The following is a 24,771-nucleotide window of genomic DNA, read 5'->3' as shown; positions in this document are numbered from 1 at the left end:
CTACCTATGTTTTGGGTATAAGCCTCGTCCCCCTGCGCGATACAAAAATCCCGGCACGTGGCCGGGATTTTTGAATGGAGCCGCCTGGCTTATGGCACCAGCTTGTCCAGCAAGGCTTTGTCACGCACCGCGCCTTTGTCGGCACTGGTGGCCAGCAAGGCATACGCCTTCAATGCTGTCGTGACTTTGCGCGGGCGTACTTCCACCGGCTTCCAGCCCTTTTTGTCTTGCGCGGCACGACGAGTGGCCATTTCTTCATCGCTGATCAACAGGTTGATCGAGCGGTTGGGAATGTCGATCAGCACTTTGTCGCCGTCCTGCACCAAACCAATCGCGCCACCGGCGGCCGCTTCTGGCGAAGCGTGGCCAATGGACAGGCCCGAAGTACCGCCCGAGAAGCGGCCATCGGTCAGCAGCGCGCAGGCTTTGCCCAGCCCTTTGGATTTGAGGTACGAAGTGGGGTAGAGCATCTCTTGCATGCCGGGGCCGCCTTTAGGGCCTTCGTAACGAATGATCACGATATCGCCGGCTTTTACCTCGTCTGCCAAAATGCCGCGCACGGCGCTGTCCTGGCTTTCGAAGATTTTGGCATTGCCTTCAAACACGTGAATCGACTCGTCAACGCCAGCGGTTTTAACCACACATCCGTCCAGCGCGATGTTGCCGTAGAGCACGGCCAGGCCGCCCTCTTGCGAATACGCATGTTCGACACTGCGGATGCAGCCGTTTTCACGGTCGTCGTCCAGCGTGTCCCAACGGGTTGACTGGCTAAACGCGGTTTGTGTCGGGATACCGGCCGGGCCTGCGCGGAAGAAGGTGTGGACGGCTTCGTCGTCAGTCTGGGTGATGTCCCACTTGGCAATGCCTTCGGCCATTGTCTTGCTGTGGACGGTTGCCAGGTCGGTGTGCAACAAGCCACCACGGGCCAGCGAGCCGAGAATGGAGAAAATGCCGCCTGCGCGGTGCACGTCTTCCATGTGGTACTTCTGGATGTTTGGCGCCACTTTGCACAGCTGCGGCACATGGCGCGACAGGCGGTCGATGTCTTTGAGGTCGAAATCGATCTCGGCCTCCTGGGCGGCGGCCAGCAAGTGCAGGATGGTGTTGGTGGAGCCGCCCATGGCGATGTCCAGCGTCATGGCGTTTTCGAACGCCTTGAAGTTGGCGATGTTGCGCGGCAGTACCGACTCGTCGTTTTCGACGTAGTACTGACGGCACAGGTCGACAATGGTGCGCCCCGCTTGCAGGAACAATTGCTCGCGGTCGCTGTGGGTGGCCAGTGCCGAGCCATTGCCCGGCAAGGCGAGGCCCAGGGCTTCGGTCAGGCAGTTCATCGAGTTGGCGGTGAACATGCCGGAGCACGAACCGCAGGTGGGGCATGCGCTGCGCTCGTACTCGGCAACCTTCTCGTCAGAAGCGCTGGAGTCGGCGGCGATGACCATGGCGTCTACCAGGTCGAGGCCGTGGCTGGCGAGCTTGGTTTTGCCCGCTTCCATTGGCCCGCCCGAGACGAAAATCACCGGGATGTTGAGGCGTAACGAAGCCATCAGCATGCCGGGGGTGATTTTGTCGCAGTTGGAAATACACACGATGGCGTCGGCGCAGTGCGCGTTGACCATGTACTCAACGGAGTCGGCAATGATCTCGCGGCTCGGCAGCGAGTACAGCATGCCGTCGTGGCCCATGGCGATGCCGTCGTCGACGGCGATGGTGTTGAATTCTTTGGCAACGCCGCCAGCGCGTTCGATCTCGCGGGCAACCAGTTGACCCATGTCTTTGAGGTGGACGTGGCCGGGTACGAACTGGGTAAAGGAGTTGGCAATGGCGATGATCGGCTTCTTGAAGTCGGCATCTTTCATCCCCGTGGCGCGCCACAAAGCGCGGGCACCGGCCATATTGCGGCCGTGGGTGGAGGTTTTTGAACGATAGTCAGGCATGGAACAACTCCGGGCGGCTAATCAGGTAACAAACAGGGAAGTGAGCTTCTAATGACTGAGGGACCACACAGAAAATGACTACGTGTCCGAAAGCTGCCGTGAGCGCTGCGGGATCGCCGCGTGCCTGGGCCTGAGCTCATAAACCCGCCGGGGATGATTGGCGATGAATGCGTCGATTCTACACGGCTGGCGTGCGGAGGGAATGGGCCACAACGCTGGCCTAATGCGCAAAAGCGTTACACAGGAGGTGATACCGCCGAATGTGTGCTGATCCGCCAGATCAGACCCAACGCAATCAGACTCAGTACGATAAACGCACTGGCCAGCGTGTCTTGCAGGCTGACGGGACTGAGATTCACAACCGCGCTGACGGCTCCCCCACACATGAAAATCAGCGCACTTCCGGCAGCAGAGGCTGTGCCAGCCAGATCTGGAAATACGTCCATCGCCCGTGAGGTAGCGATCGGCCGAGCGATGGTGATACCTGTGGTGCAGACGATCATGGGCATTAACACGCTAAAAACCGTCTGCCCCCACAACGCGTGCAGCATGAACATCAGTACGCCAGCGGACACCATCAGCAACAACCCTGTGATGATTTGTGCATCTGCGCTCATTCGCCTGCTGAGCCTATGCGCGAGTAGGCCGCCAACCAAATAAGCTACGCCGTACAGCAGCAAAATCCACGAGTACGTATAGCTGGACAGTTGTAGCTGCTCCAGAAACAGCAGCGGCGAAAGCACAATGAACGAGAAGTGGCAGGCAAAGGCGATGCCTGAAATCAGCCAGTAGCTCATGAAGGTCGCGTCTCGGCAGACCACACCATAGGCCCTCAAAATGCTCTGCGTGGGCGGCACGTTGGGGCGAGTGTCCTTGAGTTGGCGCCAGGCACTGACCCAGACTACAGCGGCCAGGCAGATAAACGCCCAAAAGCTGCCTGGCCAATCAAATGCTTCTTGCAACACCGTGCCGGCCAAAGGCGACAGGGAAATGGCCAACCCACTGACGGTGACCATCAGGATGCGCAGGTGATCGCGTTGGTTGCCGCTGAACAGGTCCTGGATCAGTGCCTGAGACACGACAAAACACCCGCAGCCAACGGCCTGCATGCACCTGAAAAACAAGAACCAGATGAAGTCGTTCGCATGCACGCAGCCGATAGCGCCAATCACGGAGACGCCGATACCCGTGAGCAGCAGGCGTTTACGTCCCATGCGGTCAGACAACGGCCCTATCACCCACTGCGACAGGGCGACACTGACTGCGAACAGACTGATGGAAAACGCGATATCGCCGGGGGAACGTTGAAAATGTGCGGCCAAGGCTGGAAAGGAAGGCAGCACCACATCAAGGGGGAACACTGCGAGCACGGTCATACCCGTAAGCAACCAGACGGCTGTCCAGCGTTGCAATGGGCTGACAGGTGAATTCGATTGCGTCATGCGACCCTCACTTTTTGAGCGGGCAGTGTCGGGCGCGGGAGACGGCAGTTTCAACGGGGTATCGAGTCAGTCAGGGCCTGTCTTTGTGTAGGAAAAACCATTTTTCAGCCTGTGAGGCCTATAGCACATGGCTTAACCTCATTCAGTCGCGGTGTAGGCGCAGGTGGGTTGAAGCGATAGAGTGCTAACCAGAAAATTTCAGCAAGGGATTCTGCATGCCACTCCTTACACGCTCTATCAAGGCCTGCCTGGGCATTGGCCTGGTGCAGGGACTGCTGCTCTGGTTGGCCAGCGGTATCAGCGAACATGGCATCAAGTTTGCGCTGGTCACGGCGGTTTTGGTGGGGGGCACCAATGCGCTGCTACTGGGCGATGCCCTGCGTCAGCGCGGCACCCTGTGGCTGGTAGTGGCGTTGACGGTGGTGATGTCGGCCATCAGCGCCTGGGTGTTTTGGGACGGCGGGGAGCAGTGGCGCTCCAGCAGTTGGCTGACCGGCAGCTGGACGTGTTTTGCCGTGGTGATTGCCTACATTTGTACGGCCTTCATCTTAAGCTGGCCAACCCGCGAAGGGCGCTGTCCGCGCTACGAAGACTTGTTCCGTCACGCGTGGGACACGGTGTTCATCGTGTTGCTGGGATTGCTGCTTAACGGCGTGTTCTGGGCCTTGATTCTGCTGTGGGGCAGCCTGTTCAAGATGCTCGGGATTGTGGCGCTTAACCAACTGTTCTCCACGGACGGGTTCATCTACATCAGTTCAGCCGTAGTGTTTGCACTGGGCGTGAAGATGGGCCGCGACAACGATCGGGTCATTGGCCTGTTGCGCGGCATTCTGCTCACGCTATGCCGCTTCTTGCTGCCTCTGGGGGCATTGATTGCCCTCGTGTTCACCTTCGCCCTGGCCTTTACCGGGTTAGGCCCGATCTGGGACACGGGGTATTCGACGCCGATCATGTTGTGCCTGGTGGCGGTCAATCTGTTTTTGCTCAACGGTGTGGTGCAAGACGGCGAGCACGAAAGCGGCTATCCGAAGTGGCTGCTGCGCATGGTCGACCTGTGCCTGTTGTGCCTGCCAGTACTGGTGGTGTTGGCCGGGTATTCGAGCTGGTTAAGAATTGAGCAGTACGGCCTGACGCCAACCCGTTTACTGGCGATGCTGCTGGTGGTCGTGATGCTGGTGCACAGCGTGGCCGCCGCTTGGGCCGCCGTGGTGCCGCAGCGTCAGTGGTTGTGGCGCTTGCGGGTCAGCAACCCGGTAATTGCACTGCTGAGCGTGGTGGTGTTGCTGGCGATTCACACCCCGTGGTTCAGCCCGTTGCAGTTCAGCGCCAAAAACCAGATAAACCGGGTCTTGAGTGGCCAGTCATCGGTCGAAACCTTTGATGCCGATGCCTTGCGCTATCGCTTGGGGCTTCCCGGCAAACAGGCCTATGACGCGTTGCTGGCGCAAGTGGAGCAAGGGCAGGTATTGACGGAGCCTGAGCGCCAAGTGCTGCTCAAACGTCTGAAGGATGCAGACACCGGCGGTGGTGTTCGAGCGCCGAATGCGCGGGTGCTGGAATGGATCGGCCCCAAGGTTGAAGGCAGTGAGCAATTTGATCTGCCGGGCGTAGGCGGGCAGCCGTGCTGGGCGCCGGGTTGCGCACTGTGGGCCGTGGATCTGGACAACGACGGGCAGGTGGAAGTACTGCAATTGCCCAAGCAAGGTTGGTCTGACGGGCTGTACTTTTTTACGCGCGATGCGCAAGGCGAATGGAAGCGTGCGGGCACCTATGAAGGTGGCGAAAGCCCACTTCAACTGATTGATCAGATTCGGGCAGGGAAGGTGAAGGTGGTGAAGCCGCGCTACCAGTCATTGCAGATTGGCGAGGTTGAGTTGAACCCCAAACTGGACCGCGAACCCCAGCCATGAAGCGCAACCCGTAGCCGCTGGCGGCTACGGGTTGACCCTACTGCTTAGCTGTTGGGCAGCAAGCGGCAGGTGATGCTTTTGATGTAGCGAGTTTCTGGGATCGCCGGGTGTACCGGGTGATCCGGGCCTTGGCTGCCGCGTTCCAGCAACTGGATGTTGCGGTCCAGGTGGCGGGCGCTGGTCAGCAAGATGTTTTGCAGGTCGTCTTCGGGCAGGTGCATGGAGCACGATGCGCTGAACAGGATGCCGTCTTTGGTGAGCAGGCGCATGGCTTGCTCGTTGAGGCGGCGATACGCGCCTTCGCCGTTTTTCAGGTCTTTTTTGCGTTTGATGAACGCCGGAGGGTCGGCCACGATCACGTCGAAACGTTCTTCGTTGGCTTTGAGCTCTTTAAGCGCTTCAAACACGTCGCCTTCCATGCAGGTCACACGCTCGGCAAAACCGTTCAGTGCCGCGTTACGCTCAACACCGTCCAGTGCGAACGAGGACGCGTCAACACACATCACTTCGCTGGCGCCAAAGGCCGCTGCTTGAATGCCCCAGCCGCCGATGTAGCTGTACAAGTCCAGGACACGTTTGCCTTTGGCGTACGGTGCCAGGCGGGCACGGTTCATGCGGTGGTCGTAGAACCAGCCGGTTTTCTGACCGGCAATGACCGGTGCTTCGAACTTGACGCCGTTTTCTTCCAGCGCGACCCACTCCGGCACCAGGCCGAAGACGGTTTCGACGTAACGCTCAAGGCCTTCGGCATCACGGGCAGCCGAGTCGTTCTTGAACAGAATGCCGCTTGGCTTGACCACTTGGACCAAGGCTGCAATCACGTCAGCTTTGTGCATTTCCATGGTTGCAGAGGCCAGTTGCACCACCAGGATGTCGCCGAAACGATCCACCACCAGGCCTGGCAGCAGATCGGAATCGCCGAACACCAAACGGTAGTAAGGCTTGTCGAACAGGCGATCACGCAAGGACAAGGCCACGTTGAGGCGGTGAACCAAAAACGATTTGTCTAAGGGCACTTTCACGTCGCGCGACAGCAGGCGCGCGCAGATCAGGTTGTTAGGGCTCATGGCAACGATGCCCAGCGATTTGCCGCCAGCAGTCTCCAGCACCGCTTGGTCGCCAGCCTTAAAGCCGTGCAGCGGAGTGGTGGCTACATCGATTTCGTTGCTGTAGACCCACAAGTGGCCGGCGCGCAGGCGTCGATCGGCATTGGCTTTAAGGCGCAGGCTTGGCAGGGACATGACGTCGCTCCGGGTATTGAAAAGGGCGCGATTATAGCCTTAGACGCAAGCGTGGGGCTTGGTTGATTCACCGCATTGCGTCGGATTACGTGCCCAACCCTGCCGAAAATTCCGTTAGAATCGCGGGCTATTCCAGAGTGTGTCGTCATGCCCCCAGAGCTTTCATCCGAACAGATCAGCCAAACGCTGCAAGGCATCAGTGTGCCGCCTCAACCGCAAATCATGGTGGATTTGCAGATGGAGCAGTACATGCCCGATCCGGACCTGGAAGTGATCGCCCGTCTGATTGCCCAAGACCCCGGTTTATCGGGCGCCTTGATGAAGATCGTCAACTCGCCGCATTACGGTCTGAGCAACAAAATTGCCTCGATTCAACGTGCTGTCACGTTGCTGGGCAGCCGTACCGTGATCAACCTGATCAACGCGCAGTCGATCAAGGGCGAGATGTGCGATGAAACCATCGTGACCCTCAACCGTTTTTGGGACACCGCGCAGGACGTGGCCATGACCAGCATGACGCTGGCCAAACGCACCGGCTCTCAGGCAGTCGATGAAGCCTACGCGCTGGGGTTGTTTCACGATTGCGGCATCCCGCTGATGCTCAAGCGCTTCCCTGACTACATGACCGTGCTGGAGCAAGCCTACGCCAATGCCGGCCCGGCCAGCCGTGTGGTTGACACCGAAAACCGCCATTTCAACACCAACCACGCGGTGGTCGGTTATTACACGGCCAAGTCCTGGCGTTTGCCGGAACACCTGACCCACGCCATTGCCAATCACCACAATGCGCTGGCGATTTTCAGCGATGACTCGTCGCGCAACAGCCAACTGAAAAACCTGCTGGCCATCCTCAAGATGGCTGAGCACATTTGCGCCTCGCACAAGGTGTTGGGTAATCAGCGCGAAGACCACGAGTGGAACAGCATCAGCCACTTGGTGCTCGATTACATCGGTTTGTCCGAATACGACTTTGAAAACCTCAAAGAGAGCATCCGCGAGCTGGGTGCTCACTAGGTTTTTCCCCGCAGGAGTCTTGCATGCCTGAATTACCTGAAGTTGAAACCACCCGTCGCGGTATCGCTCCTCACCTGGAAGGGCAACGGGTCAGCCGGGTAATTGTGCGTGAACGGCGCCTGCGTTGGCCCATCCCCGAAGACCTGGATGTACGTTTGTCGGGGCAGAAAATCGTATTGGTCGAGCGGCGCGCCAAGTATTTATTGATCAACGCCGAAGTGGGTACGCTGATCAGCCATTTGGGCATGTCGGGCAATTTGCGTCTGGTTGAGGCCGGGTCGCTGGCGGCCAAGCATGAGCATGTGGATATCGAACTGGAGTCCGGGCTGGCCTTGCGCTACACCGACCCGCGCCGGTTTGGCGCGATGCTGTGGACCCACGATGCGCTTAATCACGAACTGCTGATCAAATTGGGGCCGGAGCCACTGACCGACCTGTTTGATGGCGACCGGCTGTTTCAGCTGTCGCGCAAACGTTCGATGGCGGTCAAGCCGTTCATCATGGACAACGCGGTGGTGGTGGGTGTGGGCAATATCTACGCCACCGAAGCGCTGTTTGCCGCCGGCATAGACCCGCGCCGAGAAGCCAAAAGCATCTCGCGGGCGCGCTATTTGAAGCTGGCGATTGAAATCAAACGGATTTTGGCCGCCGCCATTGAGCGCGGAGGCACTACCTTGCGCGACTTTATCGGTGGCGATGGTCAGCCCGGTTATTTTCAGCAAGAACTGTTTGTGTACGGCCGGGCCTACGAGCAGTGCAAGGTATGCGGCAGCGAGTTACGCGAGGTCAAACTGGGCCAGCGCTCCAGCGTATTTTGCCCGCGCTGCCAGTCGTAGACGCAATCACGAAAAACCCTAGCCGCTGACAAGCAGCCCGACGCTGCGTCTGGCAGCGAACCCGTTGTGAGATCAGGTTTGCTCTGCGTCGGGCAAGCCGCAAGTCTCATGTCGCAAGGACGTTGGCGAAGTAGCACGCGGCTCTGGCGTAGCCTCGTTCCTTCGGCAACGGCTGCCGGCGATACCGACTTACGCTTTGCCGGTTATCGCCCGGTATTTTTCCATCAATTGGGCTTCGGTTTCCGGGTGGGCTTCGTCCAGCGGGATGCAGTCGACCGGGCACACTTGCTGGCATTGCGGCTCGTCGTAATGGCCGACGCACTGGGTGCACAGGTTCGGATCAATGACGTAGATCTCTTCGCCCTGGGAAATGGCGGCGTTCGGACACTCGGGTTCGCAGACGTCGCAATTGATGCAATCGTCGGTGATGATCAGGGACATGGGTACTCCTGCCGGGGCGGTCGGCCCGGGCAACTGAAATCGAATGCGGGCAATTGTGCCGCATTGGCGCCCGCAGTGCACGCGGGCGCCGCTTCAGCGGTCATTTCTTGCGAAAGCGTTCGGTCAATGCGTCCGCGACCACCGGGTGCACGAATTTGCTGATATCGCCGCCCAATGCCGCAATTTCACGGACCAATGTCGACGATATAAACGAATAGCGCTCTGACGGCGTGAGAAACAGGCTCTCGACGTCTGGTGCCAGTTGGCGATTCATGTTCGCCAGCTGGAACTCGTATTCGAAGTCAGACACCGCACGCAGGCCACGCAGAAACACATTGGCGTTCTGCTCTTTGGCAAAGTGCGCAAGCAGGGTCGAAAACCCCACCACTTCGACATTGGGCAGGTGTTTGGTGACTTCACGTGCCAGCTCAACACGCTGTTCCAGAGGGAACAACGGGTTTTTCTTGGTGCTGGCCGCAACAGCAATGATGACGTGGTCGAACAAGCGCGAGGCGCGTTCAACCAGGTCGCCATGGCCCTTGGTAATAGGGTCGAATGTACCTGGGTACAACACTCGGTTCATCGCGTCGTCCTGGCGGGAATCCGTTGGGGAGTCGGATGGTATCGCAGCATTCCCGGTCGGCCAAGTCGCCATTCGCAGAAGAAAGCACTATAGACGCCGCCGAATTCGTCCTTTTTCACGGATTTTCAAGACGCTTGCCTAGCTGAGTCGCCAGTTTTGCAGTGAGCCCATACACCGATAATTGTGGGTTTGCGCCAATGCTGGTGGGGAATAGCGAGCCGTCGTGGACCGATACGTTGCGCAATTGATGATGACGCCCAAGGCTGTCGGTGACCGCCATGTGGGGATTTTCTCCCATAGCGCAACCACCCATGACGTGGGCACTGGCCAGACGTGTCCGATACAACTCCAGGCTCAAACTGTCTATCAGTTCACGCGTTTCACTCAAGTTGTTCACATAGCGCGCATCGCTGTGCAGCGGCATGACGGCGCTGGCACCCGCCGCAAACTGAATCTCGGCCATGCTGTGGTAAGCGCGTTTCAACCCCTCCCAGACATACGGCGTGAGGCTGTAATCGAGCACCGGGGTGCTGTCATTGCGCAATTGGACGTTGCCGCCGCGACTGTCTGGATGAAAACCGTCGCGCATCAGCGCCAACATCATGTGCGTATTGGGCAGTTGGGCCATGTGTTCGGCGCTGCTCTCGCCGTAGCGGGCGAATAACGTGGCAGCCAGTGCGGGGTGGATCGGCGGTACTTCGAGTTTGTAGCCCATTGAGCCGGTGGTGCCGTCTTTCCACTGAAAATGATCGGAGTAAATCGACTGCGGTGCGCCTTCAAACGCATTAATAGCCGTGGGAAAGGTTGCCGCAGAGAAGTTGACCACATGCAGGAAGGTGCGTTTGCCCAGTGTTTTATGCGGGTCTGGAGCATCTGAGCGCATGAGTAAACCGGGGGTGTTGATGCCTCCGCCCGCGATCACGTAATGCCGCGCCTTGACAGTGATGGTGCGGCCAGTGGGTGTCACGCAACGCGGGTCCATGCCTTGGCACTCAAGGCCGGTGACCTGATCGCCCTTGATTATCAAGCGCTGGGCGCGGGCCAGATACAGCAGCTCGCCGCCTTTTTCGAGGGTCGCAGGGATAGTGGTCACCAGCATGGATTGCTTGGCGTTGGTCGGGCAGCCCATGCCGCAATAGCCCAGGTTCCAGCAACCGCGAACGTTTCGCGCGATTACATGCCAGCTATAGCCGAGCTTTTCGCAGCCGGTGCGGATGACTTGATTGTTGGCATTCGGGGGTATCAGCCACGGCGCTACGCCTAAACGCTGTTCCATCTGCTCGAACCACGGTGCCATTTGTTCGCTGCTGTGGCCGACCACGTGATGTTCGCGAGCCCAGTGTTCAAGGGTTTGCGCGGGAGTGCGAAAGCTGGACGTCCAGTTGACCAGCGTTGTACCACCCACGGCCCGACCTTGCAGGATGCTGATGGCGCCGTCCTGGGTCATGCGGCCTACGCCTTCCTGATACAGGCTGGTGTAGGCCTCGCCTTCGAGCATTTTGAAGTCGCTGCTGGTTTTGAGCGGGCCTTCTTCGATGATCAACACTTTGAAACCCGCCGCGCTGAGGATTTCAGCCGTGGTGCCGCCTCCCGCGCCGCTGCCGATGATGGCCACATCAGCGTGCAGCGTCAGGTCGCTGTCCAGTTGTGAGCCGTTGTAGGTTTTCCAGCCTCGGGCCAAGCCTTCGCGAAAGAGATCCGGTACGGGCATTAAGGTGTTCCTTGTCTTTTTATTTTTATGAGTGGCAGGTCGTCTGCTCACTGAAAACCGGTAGGCGCGAACGTGTTTTTATGGGGGCATTCAGACTGTGGGCGGTCCCGGATACCCGCAATGGGCCCAGGACTCTGGCCGCTCGTACCAACTCATCATCACCAGTTGCACCAAGGAGGCGTGACCCATGCGCAGCAGGCTCAGGCTGCTGTTTTGCCAGCGCTCAAGAAAGTGGCGAACCTGCTCAGGGCTGGCGGTTTCCCAGCGACCCCAGACGCCAGTCAACGGGCCGCGCGTAATGGGCATGGCCACGACGTCGAATAATTGCCGGGTGAGAGTGAACAAGGCGGGTGACAGGCGGTTGAGGTTATCGTCCAGCGTGTGCAACGTAGCATCGGCAGCGCTGGGCATGAGCGGCGCGGCAGTGCTGGCGGCCAGCATCACCGGAATCAGCGTGCGCAAAAAAGCCAGATCGCTGCTGCGCAGTACCGCAAAGCCGCGGGCGTTGTCACGGGCCGAGCAGCCTGTGAGGCTGGCGCCCAACCCGGCTGTCGCCAGTAGCGCACTGGCACACAGCCCCACTTTAAGGGCGCCACGACGTGAGAGCAGCGCGTTTTCAACACGGGGTTCGGGCATGGTCGGGCCTCGTTAACGAATGAACAGCTTCTGAACCAAACGCCCCAGCTTTCGCCCATAAGGCGGATAAATGGCCAGTGAGCTGTTCACTCGCTGCTTGGCCAATACGCTTTTGGCATGGCTGAAGGTCAGAAACCCTTCATGGCCGTGGTAACGGCCCATGCCGGAAGGCCCGACACCACCAAACGGCAGGTCGTCAACGGCCACATGCAGCAAGGTTTCATTGATGCACACACCACCTGAGTGGGAGTTTTGCAGCACACGCTGTTGCTCAACTTTGTTGTAACCAAAATAGTAGAGCGCTAGCGGTCGCGGCCTCTCAGTGATGTAGGCCAGCGCCTGCTCCAAGTCGCGGTATGCCACGACGGGCAGCAAGGGACCAAAAATTTCCTCTTGCATCACCTGCATGTCGTCGTTGACATCCAGTACCAGGCAGTGGGCCATGCGTCGGCCCTGACCCTGTTCATAAAGAGGGATCAGGCGGGCGCCTTTGGCCACGGCGTCTGTTTTGAGGTGTTCAAGCCGGGCCAGTTGGCGCTCGTTGATGATGGCGGTGTAGTCCGGGTTATCGATCAGCGTCGGGTAGAAGCTGTGCATCACCTGGCGGTAAGCGTCGACAAACCCTTGAACGCGGTTTTCTGGCACCAATACGTAGTCCGGGGCGATGCAAGTCTGCCCGGCGTTCAGGCTTTTGCCCCAGGCAATGCGCTGTGCTGCGTCTTTGAGGGGTACATCGGCCGACACGATGGCCGCAGATTTACCGCCCAGCTCCAGCGTCACGGGGGTGAGGTGTTCAGCGGCGGCACGCATGACCAACTTGCCGACCTGGGTGGAGCCGGTGAACAGCAAGTGATCAAACGCCAGCCCGGAGAACGCAACGGCGACATCGGCTTCGCCCAAGACCACCGCCACACAGTCTTCAGGAAAGATGCGCCCCAGTAAGTCTTTGAGCAGGCGCCCGGTGGCCGGGGTGAACTCGCTGAGTTTGAGCATCACCCGATTGCCGGCCGCCAATGCACCGATCAACGGGCCCATTGCCAGATAAAGCGGGTAGTTCCACGGCACGATGATGCCGATCACCCCCAAGGGCTGATACATGACGTGGGCGCTGGCAGGTTGAAACATGACGTCTACGCTGCGGGCAGAGGGTTTCATCCAGCGTTTAAGGTGTTTGAGGGTGTAGTCGATGCCATGCAGGCTGGGCATCAGTTCGGCAAATAAGGTCTCATCGGCGCTGCGATGGCTAAAGTCCTGGCTGATGGCGTCGATTAAGACTTCACGCTCATCACTTAACAGCTGGCGCAGGCTTTTTAGCCATTGCTGACGTTGCTCAAGGGGTGGGTAAGGATGCGCAGCGTAAGCCTGCCGTTGTTTGTCGAGCAGAAGATGCAGATCACTCAGTAAGTCTGAGGCGTCTTTGGGGTAGGCACTGTCGACAGACATGGGTCGCTCCGAGCTGATTTTTATAGGTGTAATTTTTAAGAGAGCAAGGACGTTTCTAGAGCCTATGCTCTAAGTTGTCAATCAGGGGGCCTGCCCGCCGCGATGTTTATCGAACTGAGGTTAGGCCGTAAGATGCCGTCCGTTCTCAAATTAAAGCCCAAGCCTATGGCCACGCGAATAAAAACCAGCCAGCGCATAGTCAACAACAGCCTGGCGTTGTTTAACCAGCTGGGCGAGCGCGCTGTCAGCACCAACCACATTGCCGCCCATATGGAGATATCTCCGGGCAATCTGTATTACCACTTCCCCAACAAGCAGGCGATCATCTCGGTGTTGTTCAACGAGTATGAAGCGCTGGTGCTGAGTTTTCTGCGCCTTCCCGAAGGGCGTTTACCCACCGTTGCGGATAAGCATTTTTATTTGCAGCAATTGCTCGATGCCATGTGGCGTTACCGCTTTCTGTACCGCGATATCGAGCACTTGCTGCACAGCGACAGCGAGCTGGCCACCCGATATCGGCATTTTTCACAGCAATGCTTGAAGCAGGCGCAGGCGATTTATTCAGGGTTTGTCGACGCTGGCATTCTCAACATGACGCCACTGCAAATCGAATCGGTGACCCTCAATGCCTGGATCATTCTTACGTCGTGGATCGGTTTTTTGTGCACCACCCGTGAGACGAGTGATCAGCTCAGTGAGCAAGCGATCAAACGGGGTGTTTATCAACTGCTGGTCCTTGAAGCCGGTTTTGTGACCGATCAGGCGCGTGATGCCATTGATGAGTTGATTCAGGAATATTATGTGCCGCTGGACTTTGCGCTAGACGATCACTAACTGCGTTTCACCCCTTCACAGGAGTTCACTATGCCCGTTGCGCAACTGATCAGCCCTCACGCCCTGAAAGAACGTCAGGCGCAACCCGGCCTGATTATTCTGGACTGCCGCTTTGCCCTGGAAGACCCCGACTATGGCCGTTGCAGCTATGGCGAAGGGCATATCGAAGGCGCGCAGTATGCAGACCTGGAACGGGACCTGAGCGGCCCGGTGGTCAAAGGCGTGACGGGCCGTCATCCGTTGCCCGATGCGCGGGCATTGGTTGAGCGCTTGCAGGCGTGGGGCGTCAATGCAGACAGCGACGTGGTGGTGTATGACGACGGACCAGGTGCGTTTGCCGCACGCGCATGGTGGTTGCTTGCCTGGCTGGGCAAGCGCGACGGTGTGTTTATGCTCGATGGCGGTTTGAAAGCGTGGCATGCGGCCGGTTTCTCGTTGAGCCTGGATGCCGTGACGACGCCGCTCGGCACCTTCGAGGGTGCGCCGGATAAACACTTGGTACTGAGTGCCGAGCAGCTGCAAACGCGCCTGGGTGATCCACAATTGACCTTGATCGATGCGCGCGCGCTGCCGCGTTTTCGCGGTGACGTTGAGCCGATAGACCCTGTTGCAGGGCATATTCCGGGCGCGCAGTGTGCAGCGTTTGGCGAAAACCTCGACAGCACGGGGCGTTTTCTACCGGCTGAGCAACTTAAACAACGCTTTGCTGAAAAACTGGCGGGGCGTTCGCCAGATGCACTGGTGGCATATTGCGGTTCCGGGGTAACGGCGTGCCATAACCTGTTCGCGCTGGCGTTGGCGGGTTATCCACTGGGCAAGCTGTACGCGGGGTCGTGGAGCGAATGGATCAACGATGCGCAACGAGGCGTTGCTACGGGCGATTAAGCTGCGATCGCTACGTCAAATGAGCGTTGTTACGCGCTGCGCGATAGGCCCCCGGGCCAACGCCATAGACCTTCTTGAATTGCCGGCTCAAGTGGCTTTGATCGGCAAAACCCAACTGGGCGGCGACCTGCACGGGCAAACACCCTTGTTGCAATAACGCTCTGGCATGGGCGATGCGTTGTTGCATCAGCCAGGTGTGCGGCGGCATGCCGGTGGCCCGTTGAAACACGCGCGCAAAGTGAAACGGCGACAGATTGACCGCCGCAGCCAGTTCTTCCAGCGACGGCGGCTGTGCCAACCGCGTCTGCAACAACTCTTTGGCTTGATTCACCGCGCGGTGTTCGACACCGGGTTTGGCGGGCGTGGGTAATCGTGCGTGGCGATGCAGCAAGGCAAACATCATCTGGCGCCACACCGTTTGTTGTTGCAGCGCTGATTCCGGGCCTTCGAGCAATTGATGTAACTGGCACAACCCGCTGAACAGTTCAGGGTCTTGCAGCAAGGTGTCATTGAACAGGGGCAGGTGTGCACCGGGCAGTTCCAGTTCGTCCAGCAAGCGGTGCATTTGCGCGTTATCCGGGTAGAAAGCGCGATAACGCCAGCCTGCGTCATGCCCCTTGTGACCGTTATGCACCTCGTCGGGGTTGATCAACACCAGCGTGCCCGTGGCCGCCAGATGCTCTGCACCGCGATAGCGATAACGCTGGGCGCCCGCCATGATCATGCCGATCACAAAGCCATCATGCACATGCGGCACAAAGCGGTGTTCGATGTAGCGAGCGGTGAGCAACTCGACGCCCGCCAAGGGCGGCGTTTGCCAAAACCGGATGGACTCACCCTGCTCGCTGTCCATCACGCCGAACCGCAGTGCAGGGAAGCCAGCCATTGTGGAATGCGCCGCTCAAGATAGTACTGGGGCGTCCTCAGCGAGCCTTCGATGAAACCGACATGCCCGCCTTTGGCGTGCAGCTCCAGCTCAGTGTCGGGCGCCAGCTCGCAGGCCTCGGGAATACTGTGTGTGAAGACAAACGGATCGTCTTGGGACTGGATAATCAGTGTCGGCGTTTGAATAGCCCCCAGAAAATAGCGACTGGAGGCGCGACGGTAGTAATCGTCGACATTCAAATATCCGTTGAGCGGGGCCGTGACGCGGTCGTCGAACTCCCAGAACGTGCGCATTTTGCCCAAGGATTTGAGCGTGCCCAGTTCGGCCAGTGTGGCCAGCCCTTCCTGTTTGGCATCGTGCTCAAACTGGCGCTGCTTGTTTTTGACGTACGCCACCATCTCACGCATGAAGTGAGCCTGGTACACCCTGGAAAACCCCAGGCCAATGCGGTCGGCGCACTGGTCGAGGCGAAAGGGCACCGACACCGCCACGGCGCCTTGCAGCTCACTGACCGCCCCCGTTTCGCCCAGGTACTTGAGCAACACGTTGCCCCCCAGCGAATAGCCCACGGCATACAGCGGTGCCAGTGGGTATCTGGCCCGCAGGTGAGCCACGGCGGCGGCCAGGTCTTCACTGGCGCCGGAGTGGTAACTGCGGGCCAGTAAGTTGGGCTCGCCGGAACAGCCGCGCCAGTTCAGGGCGACGCTGACCCAGCCTTGCGCCGCTAATGCGCGCTGCTGGCCCACGATGTAGTGCGAAGCCGAAGAGCCGGTCAGGCCATGCAGCAGCAACACCAGCGGCGCATAGGCTGACGGGGTGCCGTGCCAATCCAGGTCCAGAAAGTCGCCGTCGTCCAGCCACAGGCGCTCACGCTGATGATCAATGAGCGGTTTGGTGCGCCACAACGGTCCCCACAGCGTTTGGACATGAGGATTTCCAAGGCCCGAAGCCGGGGTAAACGGTTGAGCAGGTATGACAGGGGAAGCGATGTCGCGCACTTGGGTTCTCATCGGGTAGCGGGGACAGGGGTGTGCTTAAGTTGCCACAACCCAGACCCGCACCCAAGTGTTGTGTGCTTGCCTTGAACGGGTCAATTGGTGGAGGTGCAGCCGTTTTGTGCAATCGCCTCGGGAGTGCTTATCTCAGGCAGCGGTAATTGTTCAACACGGGGGCCTGAGGTCAGGCTGACCCAGCCGTCCGCTTTGAAGTGGCGATTCATGGCTGCTTTTATCTGTTCGGGCGTCATTTTTTGAACTTCACGGGTTTTGTAATCGAAGCTCAAGGGCTGGTTAAACCGGTTGATAATCGACAGTTCGTTACGCATCTCCTTGTTGGTCGAGGTGAGCTGTGGCAGAGCTTTGTTCAAGTATTTTTTGATGTCGTCCAACTCTTCATCCGTAGGCCCGTCCCGCAAAAAAGTGGCAAACAGGGTTTTGATGTGGGCCATTGTGTCGAGGCTGTAGCGTGACGGCGTGTTGAGATGAATGACCCACGGCGCTGAGCCCCGCACCTGAGCAATATCGGACGACACGCCGTAGGTGACACTGTGCTGCTCACGCAAATGCTCATTCAGGATCTGGTTGAACACCACATTACCAATGCGTAAAGCCACTGTGTCGGGGTGCTGATGGGGCACTGCATCTTGCGCCATCATGATCAGGGTGTTTGTGCTGTCATCCTCGGTATGCAACGTGTTGTCTGTGTTTGCCAATGCAACCAGTACTGCCGGAGCAGGCAGTGCGGGACCTGCCGGCAAGGCATCGGCCAAAGCCTTGCTCATCCTTTGGGCTTGTTCGGGCGTAAGGTCGCCGACAATCGTAATTTGCGCGTTGGCAGCGGTATACGCGCGGCGGTAGAACGCGAGCAAGTGCGCAGCCTCAATAGATTCGATGCTGGCGGGTGAGCCACACACTGAGCGCAACGTGGGGTGATCGGCATACAGAGCATGGTGAATGCGTGTCAGTGCTCGTGCGTACGACGTTTCCTGTTCGGCTTTAAGCAGCAAGCCGAGTTCATATTTGACCCGGCGTATGGCGTCAACGCTCAGCCCGGGTTGAGCGAGCATTTCGGTGAATAAAGCCATTGCAGGGTCTGCTATTTCGCGCGCACTCAGGGTGCGCAGCGTGAAAAAGCTTTGCTCTTTGCTGATTCCGTTGCCCATTACCACGCCCAGATTGTCGAACCCCCTGGCCAGGGCCGTGGCGTCTTTTAGCGTGGAGCCTTCGTTGAAGAGAGCCAGCATCATGGCTGCCAGCCCGGGTGTATCGCCATCTTGATAGCTGCCTGCTGCAAAGCTGATTTTCAGGTCGATCATCGGCAAATTGTGGTTTTCGACAAATAGCACTTTAGTGCCTTGCGCAAGCTTCCAGGCTTTGATGACTGGCAAGCGGTGCACCACGGACGGCTCCTTCAGCTCGCGCAGTGATTGCAGGTGAGCGCTGGGCGGGGCAGGTGTGACGTTAGCGTACGCCGCGCAGACTTGGGCAACGCACAGCAGGGCTAGCACGCACGCGGTTTTACAGCGCGCGATAAAGTTTGGGTTATTCATGAGCACGCTCCAGAGGCAGTACAGCGCTGGTGGTTAAACGATCACGGACCAAAAAGCGCTGCGCGGTACGCTGTATGTCCTCAGGGGTAATGGACTTCATGACATCCAGACGCGCTTGTTCTGTGCGCCATGAAAGGTCGGCAATTTCCAGCTCGCCGAGGTAGCGTGCATGGTCTTCTAGTTCGTCGCGCTTAAACACTTGTTGGGCAATAAGCTGCGTGCGCGCTCGCTCAAGGTCTTCGAGGGCGGGAGGCGCATTTTTCAGTGAGTCGATAACGGCCCATATACGCTGGGTGGCAGCGTCTGTGGATTTGGCCTTCTCAAGGTCAGGAAAGCTGGTGATGCTGAACAATTCATCACTGCGGCTGATGGCGTTATATTCCGCTGTGACTGCAATCAGAAGCGCTTCGTTATGCACTAATTGAGCGTTGAGCAAGGCGCTGCGTCCTCCCGCGAGCAGTTCCCTGAGCAGCTCCAGCGACGGGGCAGTCCGCGGGTCTGTTTGGGTGCTCATGCTCGGTACGTTGAAGAGCATGTGCAGCATGGCCGGTTGATGCGCAAAGTATTGGGTGATTTTGCGCTCGCCCGGTGCCGCCACTTCGAGCGCTATTTTGTTCACGGGTACCTCACGCCGGGCAATACCCCCGAAGTAACGCTCGGCCAGTGCCTTGACGTGCTCTGTCTCAATACCGCCTGTGACGACCAAAATGGCGTTGTTAGGTGCGTACCAACTGCGATACCAATGTTGCAGCTCCTCGACGTTCAGTCGATCGAGGTCGTGTTTCCAGCCGATGGTCGGGTTGCCTGCCGCGCTGGAAGGGCTGGCGATGCGCAGTGTCATTTCCAGCCCTCGTTGCACGTGGCTGTTGTCAACGGACTCACTGCGCTCGTTTTTGATCACTTCGCGCTCCCCCAACCATTGCGCGGCGGACAGGTGGGCTGTGCTCATTCGATCGGCCAGTATTTCAAAGCTCACGCCGAGCGCATGCGGGGCCAGGGTTTGAAAGTACAGCGTGGTGTCATTACGCGTGGTTGCATTGTCGCTGCCGCCCAGGGTCTGGAGAATATGGTCGCCCTCACCCGAACAGAGTTTGCTGCTGCCGTTGAACACCATATGTTCCACGGCGTGCGATATGCCTGACTGCCCCGGCGGTTCGTTGTTTGAGCCGACGCGATACCACAGATGCGTATGCACCACGGCCGAACGGTGGTCTTCGTGAACAATGAGTTTTAGCCCGTTATCCAGGATGAACTCTTGGGTGGAAGGCGCGGGGATAGCAAAGGCTGTCGCTGGTAGCCACAGCGTGATCAGCCAGCGACCGAGTATCGAACGTTTCATGAGGGGCAATCCTTAAGTGTTCTGCGTGTATGTCAGAACAGGTTGGATCAACCCTCAGGCTGCAAGGTGGTACATAGCTATCAGGCCGTATTCACAGGTATTTTGATCAGGCTGTGCGCGGCAAGATGTAGGCGACGCTCAAGCGTTCTGGAGTGAAGTACAGGCTGGCGACGCGCTGGATGTCCTGGGCCGTAATGCTTTGAAGTTGTTGCGCTTCGCTATCGCTCAACGTCCAGGATTGGCCAATGACGTGCAGGTTGCCAATGATTGATGTCTGGGTCTCAAGGGTCTCTAGCTCACTGAGCTTCTCAATGGCCTGTTGTTGGGCGTACGCCAGCGTGAGGGTGTCCAGTGTCTGGGTTTTGAGGGTCTCCAGCAGCTGTTTGATCTCCAGCTCGATGTGCTGCAACGACAGTGATGTGTGCTCACCCGCAGTGGCGGCGATCAGGAAAAGGTCATCCGAACGGCGATACGCTGGCAGGCGCGTAATGACGCTGCTCAACGTTGCCTGGCCTTCAGATAAACGGCCGGGTAACCAAGCCTCGGGCCCTGAGGTCAGCAGCGCACTGATGACTTGCAGGGCTCGCATGTCGCGCACGTCAGCGACGGTGGCCAGGCTCGGTACATTGAAGGCCATTTGCAGCCGTTGACGCGCGGTATCGAGGTGTTCAGTCAGTGTGCGCGGGTCTGTTTGTACGTCGCTTGCGGCTTGATCGAGGCGAGCCAAACCATCGACCCGCGGGATATCCCCGAACAGGCGCTGAACCACGGGTTGGATTTCTTCAAGCGAGACATCGCCAACAATCACCAGAATAGAGTTGTCAGGGGCGTAGCCGTTTTTGTGCCAACCCAGCACGTCGTCAATCGTGATGCGCTCAAGATCGGCGATGTCGCCAAACTTGTAGGCTTTGCCGGCGTTCGGAAAAATGAGTTGTTCGAACGCGGGTGTAATCCAGTAATCAGAGGTGAAATAGGGTTCACCCAACTCCAGTGTCTGGGTGTGCTTGATGCCCGCATTGAGACGCTCTTGCGACAGTACCGGCGCGAGCATTCGCATCGCCAGCAGGTTCAGCATCGGGGCCAGCGCTGCGCGGGGTGCTTCGAGGCTGTAGGTGCTCACATCGTAATCGAGCCAGCCGTTGGCCACGCCGCCTGACGCCTTCACCAGCGCTTTGTCTTTGAATGCTGCGCTGCCTGTCAGATAAGCCAGACCGCGCTGGCCTGGGCGTTCATTGCGGGTGCCGATTTTATGAAATAACGATGCACAAAATGCAGCGGTGCGGTGGTCTTCGCGCACGATCACCTGCAAGCCGTTGTCGAGGGTGAACGTATGGGTCGGTTTCGCGGTAAAGAGTGTCATTTTCACATTCCATTGCTCTGGGACGCGCTTGTGCGCGTACGACTGATAGAGGCGGCAGAATGCGGGACAGAGCACTTAGGCGTGCGGTAGATAAATAGTGCGCAGGGTAAGAAATCAGTGCGGATGTGTCGGGTAGACGGGGCGGGAGGCGCAACAGGTCGCTGGGCAGAGCGCCAAACAGCCAGCACACCGTTTATAGGTGCGCTGGCTGGGTTCACGTTTTACGCTTGAAGCGCTTCACGCTGCCACAGGGCATAGTTCACGCCCCCGGCTTTTTGTTCGCGGTGCAGGCGCCAATTGGTGGGCAGGCCCAGTTCAGAGGGGCGCAGTTCACTTTCGGTGTATACCCACGCCTCGTCTGCCAACCAGCCGCGTTGTTCCAGCAAGTCGCACGCAGGCTTGAGCAGGTCTTTGTGGAACGGCGGGTCGAGGAACACCACGTCAAAGGTGTCACTGGGCGTTGCATCCAGGTAGCGCAGGGCGTCGGTTTGCTGCACTTCACCCACTGTGCAGCGCAGGATGCCCATGTTTTCGCGGATGTTGGAAATCGCATCGCGGTTGCTGTCCAGCGCCACGCCTTTGGCAGCGCCGCGGGACATGGCTTCGAGGAACAGCGCGCCGCTACCGGCAAACACGTCCAGAACCTTGGCGCCGCCGATGTGCGGTGCCAGCCAGTTGAACAGGGTTTCACGGACCCGGTCGGGTGTAGGACGCAGACCTTCTACGTGGGGGAAGTCCAGCTTGCGGCTGCGCCATTCCCCGCCAATGATGCGTAACTGACCCGCACCCGAGTGCGATGTGTTTTTTGGCTTTGCCATTAATGCTCCGGAACCCCAAGAGGTTGCTCTGAAGGTTTGTCGGTTGGAGGTGGCAGTGGTTTTTGCGGCACGGTTGGGCCGGCGGTCACTACGACCATTTTGTCGGCGCTCAGGTGCTTGTTCATGGCGGCCTTGACCTGCTCGGTAGTCAGGTTCTGGGACTGCTGCATGAAGGTTTCGAGATAGTCCAAAGGCAAATCGTAGAAGCCCATTGCGCCCAGTTGGCCGACGATTGCCGCGTTGCTGGCGGTGGACAGCGGGAAGCTGCCTGCCAACTCACGCTTGGCATCGTCGAGTTCTTTTTGCGTCGGACCTTGTTTCAGGTAGTCGGCCAGAATGTCTTGCACCAGTTTGAGCGTGCCTTCGCTCAGTTCGGCGCGTGTTTGCAGGTTAATCATGAACGGGCCGCGCGCTTGCATCGGGCTGAAGCCTGAGTAAACGCCGTAGGTCAGGCCACGCTTTTCACGTACTTCGGTCATCAGGCGCGTGCCGAAACCGCCGCCGCCCAACACCTGGTTGCCCAGTGACAGTGCCGCGTAGTCCGGGTCGTCACGGTCAATGCCCAATTGCGACAACAGCAAGTGAGTTTGCTTGGACGGGAACTCAATGTGGGTAGCGCCCGCTTTGGGTTCGCCCGGTTGTACGGTTTTGGGCAGCGCCGGGCCTTTAGGCAGTGCAGCTGAAACCTGCGCCGCCATTGCCTGGGCTTCTTCACGCGACAGATCACCGACAATCGCGATCACCGCATTGCCTGCGGTGTAGGCCTTGTTGTGGAAGGCTTTGAGCTGATCGACGGTGATCGACGCGATACTGTCAGCGTTGCCATCGCTGGCATGGGCGTACGGGTGGTTGCCGTACAGGCGCTTGAACAGTTCATCGCTGGCCAGTTTGCCGGGGTTTTGCTTCTGGAACTCAAAGCTGGCCAGCAACTGATTTTTGATGCGCGCCAGGGAGTCGGCCGGGAACGTCGGTTTGCCAATCACTTCAGCGAACAGGTTAAGCGCCGGGGCACGTTTGGCCGGGTCGCTCAGGCTGCGCAGCGAGACCACCGCCATGTCGCGATAGGCGCCGTTGCCAAAATCAGCGCCCAGCCCTTCAAAGCCCTGGGCAATCGCGCCGACATCTTTGCCCGCCACGCCTTCGTTGAGCATGGCATTGGTCAGCAAGGCCAGGCCGGGCGTGTTGTCGTCCTGGCTACTGCCGGCGGCAAAAGTCAGGCGCAGGTCGAACATCGGCAGTTGCCGGGCTTCGACAAACAGCACTTTGGAACCCTCGGCGGTTTTCCAGGTTTGCACGTTCATCGCGCGATGGCTGGGGGCCTTGCCGTCGAGTTCGGCCAGCGATTCGAGCGTGTGCCCGGTCTTGGCGTGTTCAAGTGCGGGGCTGGCCACGGACACGGCCGGGCTGGCGAAGTAATAGCCGAGTGCGCCGACCAGGACTGCGGTGGTCAGGCCGAGCAGGGCGTAGCGGGGACCTTTACGCTCACTCATGGGTTTTCTCCTCGGGCAGTACATGCGCAACGCTCAGACGGTCGCGAGTGAAATAGGTACGCGCGGCTTGCTGGATGTCGGCCGGGGTCACTTTTTGCAAGTCTTGCAGTTCAGTGTCCATCAGCTTCCAGGACAAACCGACGGTTTCGAGTTGACCAATAGAGGTGGCTTGGGAGGTGATCGAGTCACGCTCGTAGACCAGCCCGGCGATCACTTGGGCGCGCACGCGCTCCAGTTCTTGCGCGGTAGGCGGCGTTTTTTTCAGCTCATCGAGCAGGCGCCATACACCCGCTTCGGCTTGAGCCAGGGTGACTTTCTTCTGGCTGTTGGGCATGGCGCTGAGCAGGAACAGGCTGTCGCCACGGGTGAAGGCGTCGTAGCTCGACGAAGCGCCGGACACCAGTTCTTCACCACGCTCCAGCTGTGTCGGCATGCGCGCGCTATAGCCGCCATCCAGCAAGGCTGAAATCAGGCGCAAGGCGTTGGCGGTGACCGGGTCTTTGGCGGTGGACACGCTCGGTACGTTGAAACCCATCATCAGGCTTGGCAGTTCGGTTTGAACGTGGACTTTGAGCAACCGTTCGCCGGGGCTCGCCAGTTCAAGCGGTGCCTTGGCAATTGGAATGTGCCGCTGAGTTACCGGGCCGAAATAACGCTGGGCCAGCTTTTTGACTTCATCCGGGGTCACGTCACCCACCACCACCAGTGTGGCGTTGTTGGGGGCATACCACTCTTCATACCAGGCACGCAGCTCGGCAACGTTCATGCGCTCCAGGTCAACCATCCAGCCAATGGTCGGCGTGTGGTAGCCACTGGAGGGGTAGGCCATTGCGCTGAACAGCTCGTAAGCTTTGCTCATGGGCTGGTCATCGGTGCGCAGGCGGCGCTCCTCTTTAATGACTTCGATTTCGCGCTTGAACTCTTCTGGCGGCAGACGCAGGCTGGCCATGCGGTCAGCTTCAAGCTCGAACGCCACACCCAGGCGGTCGCGAGCCAGCACTTGGTAATAGGCGGTGTAGTCATCGCTGGTAAAGGCGTTTTCCTGTGCGCCGAGGTCGCGCAGGATCAACGAGGCTTCGCCGGGACCGACTTTGTTACTGCCTTTGAACATCATGTGTTCAAGGGCGTGCGAGAGGCCGGTCTTGCCGGGCGTCTCGTAACTGGAGCCCACCTTGTACCAGACCTGTGACACCACCACCGGCGCACGGTGATCTTCGCGCACGATGACTTTAAGGCCGTTGTCCAGGCGGAACTCGTGGGTAGGCTGCGGTTCGGCCGCCAGGGCCGAAAGCGGGAGGCAAACTGTGCTGAGCAACAGGCCAGCAGCGCGGCGGGCTAGAGCATTCATTCGTTTTTAAACCTGTTGGGCTGCCCGCTTGGCCTTAGCGTCGGCGGGTGAGGAGGTGCTAGGATACTG

Annotated in this window: 21 protein-coding genes; 5 read left to right on the top strand and 16 right to left on the bottom strand. The window is 58.8% G+C overall.

The window, feature by feature from the left end:
* Nucleotides 1-89: 89 nt before the first annotated feature.
* Together ilvD and ACP7A4_RS06895 are read right to left on the bottom strand one after the other, a co-directional pair.
* Nucleotides 90-1,937, bottom strand: coding sequence for a dihydroxy-acid dehydratase (ilvD, locus tag ACP7A4_RS06900; protein WP_059765624.1), 1,848 nt, complete (start codon nucleotides 1,935-1,937; stop codon nucleotides 90-92).
* A 236-nt stretch (nucleotides 1,938-2,173) separates the two neighbouring features.
* Complete coding sequence (locus ACP7A4_RS06895; protein WP_426246126.1) at nucleotides 2,174-3,379, bottom strand: MFS transporter; 1,206 nt, start codon at nucleotides 3,377-3,379, stop codon at nucleotides 2,174-2,176.
* A gap of 215 nt (nucleotides 3,380-3,594) precedes the next feature.
* Here ACP7A4_RS06895 and ACP7A4_RS06890 point away from each other — a divergent pair, with 215 nt between their 5' ends.
* Nucleotides 3,595-5,289 carry a DUF4153 domain-containing protein gene (locus ACP7A4_RS06890; protein WP_426246124.1) on the top strand — a complete coding sequence of 565 codons (1,695 nt, stop codon included), beginning with the start codon at nucleotides 3,595-3,597 and terminating at the stop codon, nucleotides 5,287-5,289.
* A 44-nt stretch (nucleotides 5,290-5,333) separates the two neighbouring features.
* On the opposite strand, the gene ACP7A4_RS06885 is transcribed toward ACP7A4_RS06890, so the two are convergent.
* On the bottom strand, nucleotides 5,334-6,530 hold the full coding sequence (locus ACP7A4_RS06885) for a class I SAM-dependent rRNA methyltransferase (protein ID WP_048364015.1): 1,197 nt from the start codon (nucleotides 6,528-6,530) through the stop codon (nucleotides 5,334-5,336).
* A gap of 201 nt (nucleotides 6,531-6,731) precedes the next feature.
* On the opposite strand from ACP7A4_RS06885, the gene ACP7A4_RS06880 reads away from it, so the two are divergent.
* Together ACP7A4_RS06880 and mutM are read left to right on the top strand one after the other, a co-directional pair.
* On the top strand, nucleotides 6,732-7,544 hold the full coding sequence (locus ACP7A4_RS06880) for an HDOD domain-containing protein (RefSeq protein WP_165599953.1): 813 nt from the start codon (nucleotides 6,732-6,734) through the stop codon (nucleotides 7,542-7,544).
* A 23-nt stretch (nucleotides 7,545-7,567) separates the two neighbouring features.
* On the top strand, nucleotides 7,568-8,380 hold the full coding sequence (gene mutM, locus ACP7A4_RS06875) for a bifunctional DNA-formamidopyrimidine glycosylase/DNA-(apurinic or apyrimidinic site) lyase (RefSeq protein ID WP_048364017.1): 813 nt from the start codon (nucleotides 7,568-7,570) through the stop codon (nucleotides 8,378-8,380).
* A 189-nt stretch (nucleotides 8,381-8,569) separates the two neighbouring features.
* On the opposite strand, the gene ACP7A4_RS06870 is transcribed toward mutM, so the two are convergent.
* From ACP7A4_RS06870 to ACP7A4_RS06850, 5 genes are all read right to left on the bottom strand, one after another.
* Nucleotides 8,570-8,821: a YfhL family 4Fe-4S dicluster ferredoxin gene (locus ACP7A4_RS06870; RefSeq protein WP_048364018.1), complete on the bottom strand. Its 252-nt coding sequence runs from the start codon at nucleotides 8,819-8,821 to the stop codon at nucleotides 8,570-8,572.
* Nucleotides 8,822-8,921: 100 nt separating this feature from the next.
* On the bottom strand, nucleotides 8,922-9,404 hold the full coding sequence (coaD, locus tag ACP7A4_RS06865) for a pantetheine-phosphate adenylyltransferase (protein WP_019409197.1): 483 nt from the start codon (nucleotides 9,402-9,404) through the stop codon (nucleotides 8,922-8,924).
* Nucleotides 9,405-9,519: 115 nt separating this feature from the next.
* Nucleotides 9,520-11,115: a GMC family oxidoreductase gene (locus tag ACP7A4_RS06860; RefSeq protein WP_203302012.1), complete on the bottom strand. Its 1,596-nt coding sequence runs from the start codon at nucleotides 11,113-11,115 to the stop codon at nucleotides 9,520-9,522.
* A gap of 90 nt (nucleotides 11,116-11,205) precedes the next feature.
* Entirely contained in the window at nucleotides 11,206-11,751 is a 546-nt protein-coding gene (locus ACP7A4_RS06855; protein WP_059765609.1) for a hypothetical protein, read from the bottom strand.
* A 12-nt stretch (nucleotides 11,752-11,763) separates the two neighbouring features.
* Nucleotides 11,764-13,194 (bottom strand): coniferyl aldehyde dehydrogenase, encoded by a 1,431-nt coding sequence (locus tag ACP7A4_RS06850; protein WP_203302011.1) that lies wholly within the window; start codon nucleotides 13,192-13,194, stop codon nucleotides 11,764-11,766.
* Between the two features lie 165 nt (nucleotides 13,195-13,359).
* On the opposite strand from ACP7A4_RS06850, the gene ACP7A4_RS06845 reads away from it, so the two are divergent.
* On the top strand, nucleotides 13,360-14,028 hold the full coding sequence (locus ACP7A4_RS06845; protein WP_059765604.1) for a TetR/AcrR family transcriptional regulator: 669 nt from the start codon (nucleotides 13,360-13,362) through the stop codon (nucleotides 14,026-14,028).
* Between the two features lie 30 nt (nucleotides 14,029-14,058).
* The gene (locus ACP7A4_RS06840) at nucleotides 14,059-14,913 is read left to right on the top strand and encodes a sulfurtransferase (RefSeq protein WP_203302010.1); all 855 of its coding nucleotides are present in this window, start codon (nucleotides 14,059-14,061) and stop codon (nucleotides 14,911-14,913) included.
* Between the two features lie 10 nt (nucleotides 14,914-14,923).
* Here the strand turns inward: ACP7A4_RS06840 and ACP7A4_RS06835 are convergent, their stop codons facing one another.
* From ACP7A4_RS06835 to ACP7A4_RS06800, 8 genes are all read right to left on the bottom strand, one after another.
* Entirely contained in the window at nucleotides 14,924-15,766 is an 843-nt protein-coding gene (locus ACP7A4_RS06835; protein ID WP_203302149.1) for an AraC family transcriptional regulator, read from the bottom strand.
* Nucleotides 15,766-16,797: a hydrolase gene (locus ACP7A4_RS06830; RefSeq protein WP_338101685.1), complete on the bottom strand. Its 1,032-nt coding sequence runs from the start codon at nucleotides 16,795-16,797 to the stop codon at nucleotides 15,766-15,768. The genes ACP7A4_RS06835 and ACP7A4_RS06830 overlap by 1 nt, the downstream gene beginning before the upstream one ends.
* A 92-nt stretch (nucleotides 16,798-16,889) precedes the next feature.
* Nucleotides 16,890-18,347 (bottom strand): M16 family metallopeptidase, encoded by a 1,458-nt coding sequence (locus ACP7A4_RS06825; RefSeq protein WP_426246119.1) that lies wholly within the window; start codon nucleotides 18,345-18,347, stop codon nucleotides 16,890-16,892.
* Nucleotides 18,340-19,686: a M16 family metallopeptidase gene (locus ACP7A4_RS06820; RefSeq protein WP_426246117.1), complete on the bottom strand. Its 1,347-nt coding sequence runs from the start codon at nucleotides 19,684-19,686 to the stop codon at nucleotides 18,340-18,342. The genes ACP7A4_RS06825 and ACP7A4_RS06820 overlap by 8 nt, the downstream gene beginning before the upstream one ends.
* 106 nt (nucleotides 19,687-19,792) lie before the next feature.
* Nucleotides 19,793-21,046 carry a M16 family metallopeptidase gene (locus ACP7A4_RS06815; protein ID WP_426246115.1) on the bottom strand — a complete coding sequence of 418 codons (1,254 nt, stop codon included), beginning with the start codon at nucleotides 21,044-21,046 and terminating at the stop codon, nucleotides 19,793-19,795.
* A 221-nt stretch (nucleotides 21,047-21,267) separates the two neighbouring features.
* Nucleotides 21,268-21,864 carry a 16S rRNA (guanine(966)-N(2))-methyltransferase RsmD gene (gene rsmD / locus ACP7A4_RS06810; protein WP_059765590.1) on the bottom strand — a complete coding sequence of 199 codons (597 nt, stop codon included), beginning with the start codon at nucleotides 21,862-21,864 and terminating at the stop codon, nucleotides 21,268-21,270.
* On the bottom strand, nucleotides 21,864-23,354 hold the full coding sequence (locus ACP7A4_RS06805) for a M16 family metallopeptidase (protein ID WP_426246112.1): 1,491 nt from the start codon (nucleotides 23,352-23,354) through the stop codon (nucleotides 21,864-21,866). Before ACP7A4_RS06805 ends, rsmD begins: the two co-directional genes overlap by 1 nt.
* Nucleotides 23,347-24,702, bottom strand: a complete 1,356-nt coding sequence (locus ACP7A4_RS06800; protein ID WP_426246110.1) for a M16 family metallopeptidase — start codon at nucleotides 24,700-24,702, stop codon at nucleotides 23,347-23,349. The genes ACP7A4_RS06805 and ACP7A4_RS06800 overlap by 8 nt, the downstream gene beginning before the upstream one ends.
* Nucleotides 24,703-24,771 lie beyond the last annotated feature (69 nt).

This window comes from Pseudomonas sp. TWR3-1-1 (assembly GCF_049896545.1).
Classification (GTDB): domain Bacteria; phylum Pseudomonadota; class Gammaproteobacteria; order Pseudomonadales; family Pseudomonadaceae; genus Aquipseudomonas; species Aquipseudomonas weihenstephanensis.
The sequence above is the reverse complement of the archived record's forward strand: the minus strand, read 5'-3'. Positions and strand labels throughout refer to the sequence as shown.